At 57.6% G+C, this 12,617-nt stretch carries 12 protein-coding genes; 5 read left to right on the forward strand and 7 right to left on the reverse strand.

Annotated elements, in window-relative coordinates; genetic code table 11:
• Positions 1-193: 193 nt before the first annotated feature.
• From I6J23_RS05605 to I6J23_RS05615, 3 genes are read right to left on the reverse strand one after another with little or no spacing between them, the layout of a single operon-like run.
• A complete protein-coding gene (locus I6J23_RS05605) occupies positions 194-2,689 on the reverse strand; it encodes a serine/threonine protein kinase (RefSeq protein ID WP_239454832.1) in 2,496 nt (831 codons plus the stop codon).
• Positions 2,686-3,798, reverse strand: a complete 1,113-nt coding sequence (locus I6J23_RS05610) for a glutamate ABC transporter substrate-binding protein (protein WP_204581244.1) — start codon at positions 3,796-3,798, stop codon at positions 2,686-2,688. The genes I6J23_RS05605 and I6J23_RS05610 overlap by 4 nt, the downstream gene beginning before the upstream one ends.
• Complete coding sequence (locus I6J23_RS05615) at positions 3,795-5,198, reverse strand: hypothetical protein (protein WP_204581245.1); 1,404 nt, start codon at positions 5,196-5,198, stop codon at positions 3,795-3,797. Before I6J23_RS05615 ends, I6J23_RS05610 begins: the two co-directional genes overlap by 4 nt.
• Between I6J23_RS05615 and I6J23_RS05620 the strand changes: the two genes are divergently transcribed.
• The 3 genes from I6J23_RS05620 (at position 5,197) to I6J23_RS05630 (ending at position 7,262) form a co-directional block, all read left to right on the forward strand.
• A complete protein-coding gene (locus I6J23_RS05620) occupies positions 5,197-5,475 on the forward strand; it encodes a hypothetical protein (protein WP_204581246.1) in 279 nt (92 codons plus the stop codon). The two genes, I6J23_RS05615 and I6J23_RS05620, sit on opposite strands and share 2 nt — an antisense overlap.
• A 72-nt stretch (positions 5,476-5,547) precedes the next feature.
• Positions 5,548-6,483 carry an ABC transporter ATP-binding protein gene (locus tag I6J23_RS05625; protein WP_204581247.1) on the forward strand — a complete coding sequence of 312 codons (936 nt, stop codon included), beginning with the start codon at positions 5,548-5,550 and terminating at the stop codon, positions 6,481-6,483.
• Positions 6,483-7,262 (forward strand): ABC transporter permease, encoded by a 780-nt coding sequence (locus tag I6J23_RS05630; protein ID WP_204581248.1) that lies wholly within the window; start codon positions 6,483-6,485, stop codon positions 7,260-7,262. The genes I6J23_RS05625 and I6J23_RS05630 overlap by 1 nt, the downstream gene beginning before the upstream one ends.
• Positions 7,263-7,330: 68 nt before the next feature.
• Here I6J23_RS05630 and I6J23_RS05635 read toward each other — a convergent pair whose 3' ends face one another.
• From I6J23_RS05635 to I6J23_RS05650, 4 genes are all read right to left on the reverse strand, one after another.
• Positions 7,331-7,930, reverse strand: a complete 600-nt coding sequence (locus I6J23_RS05635) for a MarR family winged helix-turn-helix transcriptional regulator (RefSeq protein WP_239454833.1) — start codon at positions 7,928-7,930, stop codon at positions 7,331-7,333.
• Between the two features lie 181 nt (positions 7,931-8,111).
• Positions 8,112-8,900, reverse strand: a complete 789-nt coding sequence (locus tag I6J23_RS05640) for an exodeoxyribonuclease III (protein ID WP_204581249.1) — start codon at positions 8,898-8,900, stop codon at positions 8,112-8,114.
• 10 nt (positions 8,901-8,910) lie between these two features.
• Positions 8,911-10,068, reverse strand: a complete 1,158-nt coding sequence (locus I6J23_RS05645; RefSeq protein WP_204581250.1) for an N-acetylglutamate synthase, CG3035 family — start codon at positions 10,066-10,068, stop codon at positions 8,911-8,913.
• 31 nt (positions 10,069-10,099) lie between these two features.
• Complete coding sequence (locus tag I6J23_RS05650; protein ID WP_204581251.1) at positions 10,100-10,732, reverse strand: peptide deformylase; 633 nt, start codon at positions 10,730-10,732, stop codon at positions 10,100-10,102.
• A 129-nt stretch (positions 10,733-10,861) separates the two neighbouring features.
• On the opposite strand from I6J23_RS05650, the gene I6J23_RS10705 reads away from it, so the two are divergent.
• Both I6J23_RS10705 and I6J23_RS05660 read left to right on the forward strand, forming a co-directional pair.
• Positions 10,862-11,245, forward strand: a complete 384-nt coding sequence (locus I6J23_RS10705) for a DUF3263 domain-containing protein (protein WP_239454834.1) — start codon at positions 10,862-10,864, stop codon at positions 11,243-11,245.
• Between the two features lie 126 nt (positions 11,246-11,371).
• Entirely contained in the window at positions 11,372-12,601 is a 1,230-nt protein-coding gene (locus I6J23_RS05660; protein WP_204581252.1) for a LytR C-terminal domain-containing protein, read from the forward strand.
• The last annotated feature ends 16 nt before the right edge of the window (positions 12,602-12,617 follow it).

A 12,617-nucleotide genomic window follows, 5' to 3' on the forward strand; every position in this document is an offset into this window, starting at 1 on the left:
CTTACTTTAAACTGTTTGACAGGGTTTTCCTACTTGAAAGGCATTTTCTAGCATACTCTCTACCAAAATTACACCCGAAAAACCACCCATCGTCGATGGCGGTTGGTTCCCAGACAACATGAAATGTGACGCACAACCTACGTGCGGGACATTGCTTACGTGTGAGCTTCCTGGCGGAAGCGCTGCCCTCGCCCTACCACCACGTCCGTGGCCGAATCGCATTCGCCATATCCACCAGGTGATACCTGTGGCTAGGGTACTGAACACTTCGTGCCATCCGACGCAGGTCCGCCTCCACCCCGAGCCGTAAACCACGCACCTCGAAGGGCTGGCCGAACAACGTCGGTACGGTAGCGTGAGTTCGATTCGTTGCGCGCAGCCAATTAAGCCCAGCGGACATGACAGCCACACGCACTTGGGCCATCCGCGGTTCATTCGTCGGGATCTCATCGAGCCGCTGCGCAGCGTCGATAATCCGCTCTTCAGTCAAGTCCTTTGGTGGCCCGGAAATGAGATGAAGAACCGTCGTCAAGCGGGCTAATCGGTGGTGCCGGGACGCCTGCGGAACCTGGTCCAACGCCTCGACAGCCCGGGCAACATCACCCTCCGCAATGAACTGGCGCGACAAACCAAACGCCGACGACACTGTGGTCGGGTTGGTCGCCCACACCAGGCCGTACAACCGGGTCGCGTGAAAACGCAGGGCCACAGGGTCGTCGCCGACAGGGTCCCACCGATCACCCATGGCTTTAAGGGCACTATCCGATGGCAGTGCGGAGGCATGCCCCAAGGTTGCTGCTGCTATGGCGGTCTGCTTATCCAGCACCGACGTCATTGACAGTCCCTTGGCCTGAAGCCACAACTCGGACGTCGCCGCGATGGCAAGCTTGGCCGCGGGCTCCCCGGGAAGAATAAAAATTACTTTCTCAAAATGTCGCTGGGCTTGCTCGTAATCATTGAGCAGCAAAGCAGTAATTCCCGAGTACCATTCGTATCGCCAATCTCGAGTAAAAGATGATTCGAATGTCGATAAATAATTATGAGCTTCGTCGACAAGCCCGAGATCGAGCATTGCCCTCACAATGGACAGCGGAATCTCCACGCTCTCCGCATACTCAGGCATTTTCATTTTTGCGTACAGCGAATCGATAGCTTCAGAGGGCTCGGTATAGCTGATAGTAGAGAGTACATAAGCACCCGGATCCGTGGCGTCTACCATGGGAACTGGCAGCGCCGCCACCACCTCCGGAGCCGTAATCTCAATGGATCTCTCAATGCCATCCACTAATTGATCAGTACGGAAAACCAAGTGCTTCGTGCCATACGTTGTCCTTTGGGGAGCAAATTGTGAATGTAAATGCGGGAAATGCACCTGATCGCGAACCGCACGAATTTCACGCAGCACACCAGTCAGCTGATTCGCCATCGACGACGCCGACGCAAAACGCTTCTCCGGATCCGGATCCGTCGCCCTCAGTAGCAAACGATAAAGCGACAGGTAGCGACGAAATACCGGCTCGTTGGTCGGAGTAGGCAAACCGTCCTTATACCGCCCGTCAACCGTCGGCAAGTGAACAATAAGCGACGCCAGTGTACGGCCAACCGTGTAAATGTCACTGCGCACCGTCGGCCCAGTTTCCGTGATCTCGGGAGCCTGGAAACCCGGCGTACCGTAAATGTGCCCAAACGCGCCGATCCCCGTCACCGCGCCCAAGTCGATGAGCTTGACCTGCTCCTCCGTGATGATGATGTTGTCCGGCTTGAGATCGTTATAAACGACGCCGCGCGAGTGCAGATAATCCAGCGCCTCCAGAACCTCAAGCATGTAGCCAATAGCAACATCGACCGCGAAAAGGCTGTCCCGCTGCTTTTTCCGCTGCGAGCGCAATGACGGGCCGCCCACGTACTCCATCACAATGAACCCGCCGGGGGAGCGGTCATCATCGACGAAGTTGTAAATCTTGACGATGCTCGTGTGCGTAATATCCGCTAGGAACGCGCGCTCCGCGCCGGCCACCGCCCGATCCTGCTCATTGGCCGTTGCCTTCATCCCCTTGAGGACAACCCACCGATCGGAAACATAATGGTCAATAGCCAGGTAAATCCACCCGACGCCACCGTTGGCGAGTGCCCCCACCACCTCATACTGCCCGGCAACCATGTCCCCCTTGTGGAGCGACGGTGCCTTGGCATCAGTTTCCTTAATCGTGTCGGAATCCATGACGGATTCCCGCGGATCCGTTGGCACGATGAACGGCAACGACACCATCCCATCAGCAACCACTTTTCCGCGCCGGGACGCTGCCCTGCGCTCACGGAATGTGGAGAGCGCGCGCTCCCGGGACGCCCGGCTGGGGTCATGTCCGGCATCGTTCGCGCTCCCACGCGGACGGGCCACGGTTTTGGCGCTTCCGGGGCCGGCGCCCGTTATCTCATTCTCATCATCCGACGACGGTGTATTCGCAGGATTGTCAGACCGCAAGAGTGAACCAATGTCGTTGATGTCGATATCGATTTCATCGTCGTCATCATCGTCTGCGAATGGGTCAAAGGGGACAGCCCGTGTTCCCATAACCGTGGCAGCTTCGGTGGGCTGGCCATTGTCATCGGGCTGATGATTGTTAGCTTCCCGAGCATTGTCCTCGGAATCCTGCCTGGCGTCGCGGGGGATCGGTTCGGAATCGCTCATTGTGGTTCCTCCTGGACGTAGGTGGGTTCGGGTGGAACGCCGGAATTCCCTAGATAGTTGCCTAACCACTTGTCATAGAGACGTTGCCATGTTCCGTCGGATCGGATGCGCATTAGGGTCGAATTGACCTGCCGGACGAGCCCGTCGGTGTTCTTCCCCGGCGTGGATTTCGCGATTCCCACGGCATAGTCGCTGGACCCATACGGCTGGCCTACCAGGTGTGTGTTGGAATCTTGCGCCGCCAGACCGGAGAGGATGGAGTCGTCGGAAATAATGGCCTGAACTTGGTGCTGCTGCATGGCTACGAGGCAGTCGGACCAGTCATTCGTAAAGAGGAATCGTGAGTGTGGAGCAATGACTTGCGCATTGTGCTGGAAGGTCGAGTCTTTGGTGACGCAGACGGTGGCGTCCCGCAGGTCATCGGCGGATTGAATAGGTGAGCTGGTTGACGCCAAAATTCGCGCTTGGGCATGGAGATATGGCGCTGAGAAGGCCACTTTAGATCGGCGTTCGCGGTCGATGGTCATGGTGCGGACGACAATGTCGACATTGCCGTGTTGAAGTGCGTCTACGCGTTCGGCGGAGGAGAGGAAGCGGAAGTCGATTCGTTCGGGATCGCCGAAAATGTCGCGCGCAATTTCACGGGCGAGGGAAACATCGAAGCCCTCGAGATTACCGCTACTGGGGTCTTGAAAGCCGAGAAAATTGAGTGACGACGATACTCCGACAATGATGCGTCCGCGTCGGACGATATCCGGTATGCGCTCGTCGGGGGTGGAGTTGTCGGGTGCGAGAGTGGCGTACGTGTCAGCGTCGGCGGTGGTGTGTGGTGTGGGTGTTTGGCTTGTCGGCGTTTCGTTCGGCGGATCGGCATACATTGCACCATCGGGAATGGGTGTGAATGGTGCGACGGAGATATCGATGCCGTTGTGCCCGCGGTGCGAACCGCTGATGTTGGAACATGCCGCAAGCGGAAGAATCGCGAGGGTAATGACGGCGGCCACGATCCAGGGGTGATGGGTGCGTCGAGCGTGGAGGTGTAGTCGGTGGCAGGCGGAGGTGTGTGCTCGGTGTCGGAATGGGGGTGGGGTGTGCGGCAGGCGGATCATGTGTACTCCTGCATACGAGGACGAACGCCGATGAGGACACCAACGACAGAAAGAACGGACAAGATGAGCACCGCGCGGGTGATATTTTGCGAGGTGTCCTGGCTATTTTCGAGGTAGGTCCGCAGGTTGCTGCGGGTGTCTTGGATTAGTGCCCTCAGGGAGTGATCGAGCTGAATGAATTGCCGCTCCGAATTCAAGGTGGACTCATCGCGACCGACGGCGATATTGACGGCCCCGGTGTAATCCCCGCGGCCAATTCGGTTCGCGAGTTCCTGATGCGACACTTTCCACGAATTCGCGGCGACGATTGCGTCGTCGAGGGCATCTGATGGTTTCGTGGTCGACGATGTGTCAGTGTTTTGGTTGTCGTCCGCGTCGTCGAGCGTGCCGTCATCTTTCAGCTGTGTCAGTGTCTTTTGGACGTCGCTTACCGTGGTGGAGAAATCCGCTGACGATTGATCCGCGCTTCGCCGCACCAGCATGAGGGCTTCGTCGGTTCGGGCTTCTTGTGCACTGATGCGGGAGGCGGTTAGCTCGTGGAGGGGGTCGGAGGCGCGGTTGAAGTCCGCATTACCCACCGCGACGATGACGATCGATGATATCGCCAGCCAGAACAGTGCGATGGTCATGGCGACGGTGGCGAAGAGCAGACCGCCGTTGAGGCGTCGGTTGGTGAGTGCAGCGAGCCACAATTGCGCGATGACTAGGAGGATGATGGCTGCAAGGAGGCCCGACGCGGGGAACCACATGGGCCGCGTCAGCGATCTGGCTTGGTGACGGACGCGGTCGGAGGTGATGGTGTACAGGCGCGACGCGGCGGGAATGATGGAGTTCTGCATGATGGCGCTGGCCTCGGTGAGATAGGAGGCGCCAATGGGGTTGCCTTCCCGGTTATTCGTGCGTGCCTGAGCGATGAGTCCCGTGTAAATGGGAAGCCGCTGATTGACCACCGCGAGGAGCTGGAGGACTTCGTGGTCGTCGGAGTTCGCGCCGGCACCTGCCTCGACGAGCGCAGTCGACGCGGTTTGGATGGCGGTGGTGTAGCGTTCGTCTTCCGATTGGGACCCGACACCACCCTCAAGGAATCCGATAGTGGCGGTGGAGTCTGCCACGGAAAGTGACCCGTATAGCCGTTGCGCGGCGTTGGAAAGTGGCTCTGTGTTCTTGACCAAGTTGTTTAGTTGGTCTTGTCGGGTTGATGAGGCGTAGGTCAGGGCGCCACCGGCGGCAACGATGGCTATGACCAGGATGGTTGTCATTGCTGTTAGCCGACCTGGGGATGTGCGCAAATAGGCCCACGTTCGGCCAGGGAATTTCAATGCGGGGGCTAGGGCATCGTGAAGGAAGTGCCAGCGGCTTGGCTGTGCATCGGCGTCTTCGGGTTCGAGGGAATCGTCCATGGCACTGAGCCGGATATGGCTTGCGTCGGAGGAGTGGGATGGGCCGCGGTTGCGCCCTGTTCCTCGTTCTCGTGCCATACGGGCCCCCTACGTGTTGCGCCTGTCGCCAGTTTGTATGCCGTTGTGCTACTTCTTTGCCGATGCGGTACGTTTCCGTCGCTGCAACGTTTCTGTACCGTTGCTCGGCATCGGTGCTCGTGCCGTGTGCGCGATCGTTGTGCTTGGCGGGGAGGCCGGTCGCGCGTCGGTAGCACAATTGTCACATCTGTCTCTCTAGTCTAAGCGTTACACGGACGCGAGTGTGATTGAAGTCTGTCTTCGTTGCTGAAAATATGCCAAACTGGTTTCTATGATCGAAATACGTGGCCTCACAAAGAGGTATGGGGACAAGGTAGCGGTAGATTCGCTCGACTTCACGGTGAAGCCAGGTGTTGTTACTGGTTTTCTTGGCCCGAATGGGGCTGGTAAATCGACCACGATGCGGATGATTACCGGGCTGGATCGTCCAACAAAGGGCACGGCAACGGTGAACGGGAAGAATTATCAGTCATTTCCGGCGCCTGCCAAGGAAGTGGGGGCACTATTAGAGGCCAAATGGGTCCATCCGAACCGGTCCGCTCGCACTCACCTGAAGTGGATGGCACAGGCCAGTGGCATTTCTACTGATCGTGTCGAGGAAGTTTTGCGTTTAGTGGGATTAACCGATGTGGCCTCCAAAAAAGCGGGGGGATTCTCCCTGGGTATGAGCCAGCGGCTGGGATTGGCCGGAGCGCTTTTAGGCGATCCCGAGACGTTGATCCTGGATGAACCGGTCAACGGTTTGGACCCGGAGGGTATCCGTTGGGTGCGCACCTTCCTCAAGAATCTTGCTGCCGAGGGGCGCACGGTGTTTGTTAGCTCGCACATGCTCTCTGAGATGGCGTTGACTGCGGATAACTTGGTTGTCATTGGCCGGGGCAAACTCGTCGCCGATACGACGGTGGAGGAGTTCACGTCATCGCGGGGCGATAGCGCGACGCGCTTGCGCGTTGGCGACCACGAGCACATGGCGCAGGCCCTTAAACAGGAAAATATCACCTTCACGATGGACCGCGATAACGTCGGCCGTGAGGTGTTCGTTGTCTCCGGGGTATCCACTGATGACGTCGGCAAGGTGGCTTACTCCTATGGGATCCCTGTCCTTCAGTTGGAAGAACACCACGGATCTTTGGAAGACGCGTTTTTGCAACTCACAGGTGATGACGTCGAATACCACGGCGCGGCAGCTCAGGGAGGACAGAACTGATGATGGTTAACTCGATTCGTGCTGAGTGGACGAAGCTAGCGTCGACAAAATCGTTTGCGTGGACGTCGATCTTAATTGTTGTTTTGAGCTGGGCGTTCGCCGCTCTGATGGGGTGGGGTTCGAAAACTGCCCTGGATTCGATGGATCCGGAGGACATGACGGACGTGCCGAGGATAGACGCCATCACCGCTATTCAGGGGTTCGAGCTATTTGGTGTCATGGTGATCATCATCATGGCCACTCTCTTGGTGACAACGGAGTACCGCTTCAAGACCATCAATGAGACGATCATGATGACCCCGAAGCGGCCGATCATTGCGATAGCGAAAACGATCGTTTATGGCCTGGTCGCAGTAGTTTTGTCCTTCTTTTCGACGATCACCAGCGTGTTGGTCTTCAAGTGGTTGGCTGGTGACCATGGCTCCGAAATGAAAGTGTTCTCCGGCTCCTCAGGACGGGCATATGTGACGACGGCCGTGGAGGCCTTGCTGGTCGTCGTGATGGCAATTGGTGTGGCGTTCCTTGTCCGACAGACTGCAGGGGCTATCGCCATCATGCTGCTGTGGAAGCTCGTCCTCGAGGACTTGATCACCTTGATCCCAAAGGTGGGCAATCACATCAAAGGCTACCGGCCTTTCGCTAACCTCAGTGCGTGGGTGAGCGATGGAAAACTCGATGGTGCACCGTGGGGGACGACGGGGGGCGTCATTTACTTCGCGGTGTGGGCACTTGTGCTCTTCGTCATCGGGGTGGTCGTGTTCGTGAAGCGGGACGCGTAGCACGGCGACATTTCGTATGGCCCCATATGGTCTCGCCTCGCATGGCGTGACCGTACTGTGGGTTCGCTTTATTCTCCTGACTGCGTTTGCATAACGTCAATGACGTGCTCGGTGGCAAAGGCTGTTTCGTTAAGGCGCTCCGATGCCTCGTGAAGTATTCGGACGCTGTCGGGGTTCATTTCGTCGGTAATTTTGTTGATTAATGTGGCCCATCGCTCAGCAATATCGTTGAGAACCTGCGTCCCCTTTTCGGTCACTTGGAGCATTTGAGTGCGTTTATCGTCGGGGTTGGATGCCCGGTTAAGAAGGCCGTTGGCGATGAGAGCGCGAACCGTTGTCGAGACATTAGATACTCGCAGGAAACGCATACGTGCGATGTCGGATACCCCGACGCCGGGGTGGTTATGCACGAAGTAGAGGACTTCGATTTCCGATTGATTGACCTCCATGGAGTGAAGGGGCTGTTCCACTAGCCGCCGCGTGGCCGACAGGAAGTTATACATCGCGGCGGAGAGGACGTGAATCTCTTCTCTACTGAGCGGTGAGGGGTACCCACCGGCGATGTTCGCGTCCTGGTCATGGCGCGTTTCTTTATCGTGGCCGTCGTGGTCGGCGGCCGGGGATGGTGATGCGCTAGAGACGGGTGCGGTCATGCTGTCGGAAGTCACGAGTTATATCTTAGGAAATTAATCGAAACAGCTAACCACGGATCTCCTCGATGTGAGGGTTATAGTCGTCACATCTGAACTGCCCCGAGATACGCTTCCTATCAATCACTGGTTTAGACCACTGGTTGAGACACGTGCTGGCCTCATTTGTCACCGGCACATCGACCGACCACTGGCCTGGTTAAATCCCGTCGTAGTCGACGATGAGTGGGGCGTGATCGCTGCTACCTTTCGCAGCACGTTCATCCTTATCGACGTTGACCGCTCCAGCGCCTTCCGCGAGCGCAGGTGATGCCCATTGCATGTCGATGCGCATACCTTGGTTTCGCCCGAAACGTCCCGCTGTGTAGTCCCAGTAGGTGTAGCCCGAATTGTGGGTGACGTCGGTAAATCCTTCATCCTCGAGCGCTGTGAGAGCGCTACGCTCACGCGGTGTGACGTGGGTGTGCCCAATGAAGAAGTGGGGATCCCATACATCGGTGTCATGGGGAGCGATATTCCAATCTCCGACGAGGGCCAGGCGTAATTCGGGGTCATTATCGACGGCCGTGGCGGCGTAGGTGCGGACCGCATCGAGGAACCGAAGTTTGTAGGTGAAGTGGATGTTGCTGATTTCTCGGCCATTGGGGACGTAGAGGCTCATGACGGTGATGCCACCACAGGTCGCCGCGATCGATCGGGGTTCGACCGTTTGCTCCGCGGTGAGGTCCTTCGAGAATCCGGGTTGATGGGGGAGTGTATGGACGTCTGTGAGGCCAACGCGGGAGGCGATCGCGACCCCATTCCACTGGTTCGTTCCACTGACGGCTACCTGATAACCGGCGTCGGTGAAGGCGTCGCGGGGAAATTGGTCCTCGCTGCATTTTGTTTCTTGCATGGCGAGGACGTCGATGTCGTGTCGGTTGAGTACATCGACGATCCGTGGGAGTCGGGTGCGGACGGAGTTGACGTTCCAGGTGGCCAATCGCATAGGGGTGAGCTTACTTCGTGTGTGACGTATCCGGGTGGGTGGTGGTGCGCGCGGTGGACGCATCCGACAGGTAGCGATGGCGATGGTGTTCGCCGAAGCCCAGCTTGTGATATAGATTGCGTCCGGGAGTGTTCGATTCGATGACGTGCAGGTATGCGGTGTCCGCGCCGTGCTGTCGGCCCCAATCCATCATGATGGCACCCATGAGTGTGCCCAATCCTTGCCGACGATAGTGTTCGGCTACCTCCACGGCGGAGTACCCCAGCCATGCGCGGCCATCGGGCGAGTGAGTGATGGTTCCTCTCGTGATAGCGACGGTCTCTCCATCAATAACGATGCGTCCGAAGCCGAGGAGTCCGTCGATTTCGTGCGATAGTTGCCGCAGGGCCGACTCTGGAAGAGGCTGGCCACGGAAGTGGTAAAGAGATAGCCAGTCGTCATTCGGTTGCTGGGCAACCTCCCAGGTAATGCTTCGCGAGAGGAGCTCGTCGGACACAGTGTGCGCGGCGATGTTCCTAATCGCTGAATCGTCTTCCGCCGGGTTCCCTTCCGCGGAGCCGTCTTTTGCCGACGCACCCTCCGACGCCGGTGCGGTCTCTAAGTCCTTAGTCATCGTGATGATTTCGGGCCCGCGTGTCCACGCGCCGGGCATACGGAAAGCGGGCCGCGCGATGCGATCCGGTGCGGCAATCAGCGTCGGCAACCCGTATTTCTTATATATGTTGCGAATCGCGTCGACGGGAACGTCGTCAAACGCCGTGTGAGGTTCCAACGGGACAGCGCTGTTAGACCTCTCGGTCACTCCATCGCCGACGCGAACCAGCCACCCATGTACCCACTCGTGGTGGATCACGCCGGGGAACGCGAGCGCGTAGGCGTATTCCACGGCCCGGATATCGCTGTTGCGCACAGGTTTCGCAGGCAGGGGTTTAATAACGTCGATAAGTTGTGGATCGATGGTAATCTCTTCGCCGGGGATCCCGGTGTTGTGCCGACGAACCACCAGCGGGTCGAGTGAGATGAGCGTCCCGATGACGTCGGTGAAGTGGTCCCCGTGAGGGCTGGCGTCGGTGAGCCGTCGTCGGATGACAACGCGCGCTCCGACGACGAGTGAGGCAGGGTCGGACCAGCGGGAGATCGGGAGATGTGCCGGTGTGGAGTCAGCCATGGGCGGTCACTCTTTAATCGTCTTGATCGTTTTACTCATCGTCTTCGCCGAAGGGATCGGGATCAACCCCCGGTGTCCAGGTATTTCCGGGAACGGTCCATCCGTTGCGTTTAATTTTCTTCTTCGCCATGCGTGCCCAGCGGCCGATGAGCATGTCGGTGTAGAGGTAGCCGTCCAGGTGGCCGACCTCGTGCTGCAAGCACCGCGCGAAGAACCCGTAGCCCTCGATGCTCACTGGCTCCCCGTGTTCGTCGGTTCCGGTGACGCGAGCCCAGTGTGCGCGTCCTGTGGGGAAGTCCAAGCCAGGTACAGAGAGACAGCCTTCCGCGTCGGAGCCGTCGGTGGCCGGCATTGTCTCGGGGATCTCGGAAGTTTCTAGAACAGGATTGACCACGCATCCTTTACGTCGCGGTCCCCCTTGAGCTTTGAGTTCTTCCTCTGACTTGGAGTCGCCGTCGGGTCCTTCGATATCGGGGCAGTCGTAAACGAAGAGCCGCTTGGCAACTCCGACTTGGTTTGCGGCGAGGCCGACTCCATGAGAGAGCTCGAGAGTTTCATACATGTCTGCAACGAGTTCGGCAATTTCCTCGGGTGACTCGGTAACAGGCTGGGTGGGGTTATGGAGGACAGGATCACCAGCGATAACAATTGGGCGCACAGTCATGGGGTATAGAGTAGTGGCAGTTCCTGACACGGTCAGATACGGACGGTCAGATAGGGAAGGCGTGCGCCCTATGTGCCGAGCTCATGGTGGTTGAACTGCGGATATCGTCTGCGGATATCGACGGACGTAGTGGACGAGAAGAATGATTGCGGGGTGAACAATAGGGTGACGACGAATGACACGGGATCTGTACACGATGAGGACGACGCTTCCGGAAACGCCGATGATTACGTTAACGGGCATGATGTGGACGACACGACTAGCGATGCCCCCAATGAGGATAAGACACAACGTGGGCTCACTGACGACGAGCGACGCATGTTGGAATTCGAGCGGCGTGTGTGGAGGAGAGATTCCGCGAAAGATGAGTTGATTCGCCGTCGGTTCAATCTGAGCCCGATCCGCTATTACCAGCGTCTTTTCCGGTTGATTCAGCGTAGAGAAGCGCTTGAGGAATTCCCGACGACGGTGTCCCGTTTGCTTCGGATTGCGAATTCTGATCGTCCGTACTGATCGTCTCATTGACTATCCGTACTCACCGGCTCTGTTAATCAATGCGATGCAGCGGATGTGCATCGGTATAGCCGACACAGGGAATGAAATAAAAGTGACTAATGGGAAATAAGTTATTATTGTTTTGTGAATTTCGATAACGAACCTGGACAATCACACCGCAACCATCGCAATCACTCTCATGGTCGCGTCGATAATCACCGCGATAACGATGATTTATTTGACGACGACGTGCATACCGAGGGTGCGCGCGATGGCGCCTATGAGGATGAAGCGTTTAACGACGGATTCTTTGCTGATCAGGGGGAATCCGGCTATTCCCCCGCTGAAGCGGGCGATTATTATGCAGGTGACAATGCTGCTCAAGGTGGGTACACCGGTTTCGCCGGCTATGGTTCGTATGACGAGACCCCTCATCATCATGAAAGCGCTGATTCAGAGGCTGCACCCGGGGCGGGTCTCCGCGATGGTAACGCCACCCCACACCATGGCTCCGTCAGGGAAACGGCATCAACTTCGCATGTGGCTGCATCGGAACCTGCTGAACCCGATAAACCCGCCGACTATGACGAGGCAGCAGCACCCCTAGCGTCGAAACCCGCCGCATCTGAGCCCGCCGCATCTGAGCCCGCACGTGTTGCGTCGGCAGGGGATCAGACACAGAAGACTCAGAAGTCCAAAGTTCCGCTGCGCACAATCGGCGTAATTCTGTTAATAGTGGCCGTCGCACTGATCGCTTTCGGTATCTACCACCTGGTGAGTGGCGACAAGGATGATGACAACTCATCGGCAAGTTCGACGTCGTCGTCGGCACCCGTGAACCCCGGGAACACCGCTGCACCCGGGGCGGGAGCTGCCACAGGGCAACAACAACCGAGCGATAATGCCAGCAATCCTGACAGCACAGCCGACCAGGGGCAGAACACGTCCAGCACTCAGGGGGCGCAGAACACCGATGATAATGGTGCGGCTGCACAGGACGGAAACACCGGAAGCAACGGCACCGGTACCGATAAAAAGGTAGATAAGGGTAAAGTTCAGGTCACCGTTCTGAACAACTCGAGAGTTCAAGGTTTGGCGGAGAAGGTATCGAAAAACCTCAACGCCGATAGCTGGAGCAATACCTCTTTCGGTAACTTGCCGGCCGATGGGGCTGCGGCTTTCCCTGGTTCTGTCGTTCTGTATGACGACAACGCTGAAAGCAAAGCTGCTGCCACTGAGGTAGCCACGACGTTGGGGCTCAAGGCTCAGCCAAAAACTGACCAAACTAACCAGCAATTGGCTAATGCGGAAATGGTGTCCGGCCAGCACCCGGGCTCCGTTGTTGTTGTGACGACGGCTGATATGAATCAGTAGCGGGCTGACCTATCGG

This window comes from Corynebacterium kroppenstedtii (genome assembly GCF_016894245.1).
Classification (GTDB): Bacteria; Actinomycetota; Actinomycetes; order Mycobacteriales; family Mycobacteriaceae; genus Corynebacterium.

What these genes read in the sequence shown, in the direction of transcription:
- I6J23_RS05650 (WP_204581251.1), bottom strand. Translation starts at nt 10,732, where the DNA reads ATGACTGTGCGCCCAATTGTTATCGCTGGTGATCCTGTCCTCCATAAC.
- I6J23_RS05620 (WP_204581246.1), top strand. Translation starts at nt 5,197, where the DNA reads ATGGCACTGAGCCGGATATGGCTTGCGTCGGAGGAGTGGGATGGGCCG.
- I6J23_RS05630 (WP_204581248.1), top strand. Translation starts at nt 6,483, where the DNA reads ATGATGGTTAACTCGATTCGTGCTGAGTGGACGAAGCTAGCGTCGACA.
- I6J23_RS05625 (WP_204581247.1), top strand. Translation starts at nt 5,548, where the DNA reads ATGATCGAAATACGTGGCCTCACAAAGAGGTATGGGGACAAGGTAGCG.
- I6J23_RS05610 (WP_204581244.1), bottom strand. Translation starts at nt 3,798, where the DNA reads ATGATCCGCCTGCCGCACACCCCACCCCCATTCCGACACCGAGCACAC.
- I6J23_RS05640 (WP_204581249.1), bottom strand. Translation starts at nt 8,900, where the DNA reads ATGCGATTGGCCACCTGGAACGTCAACTCCGTCCGCACCCGACTCCCA.
- I6J23_RS05615 (WP_204581245.1), bottom strand. Translation starts at nt 5,198, where the DNA reads ATGGACGATTCCCTCGAACCCGAAGACGCCGATGCACAGCCAAGCCGC.
- I6J23_RS05645 (WP_204581250.1), bottom strand. Translation starts at nt 10,068, where the DNA reads ATGGCTGACTCCACACCGGCACATCTCCCGATCTCCCGCTGGTCCGAC.
- I6J23_RS05605 (WP_239454832.1), bottom strand. Translation starts at nt 2,689, where the DNA reads ATGAGCGATTCCGAACCGATCCCCCGCGACGCCAGGCAGGATTCCGAG.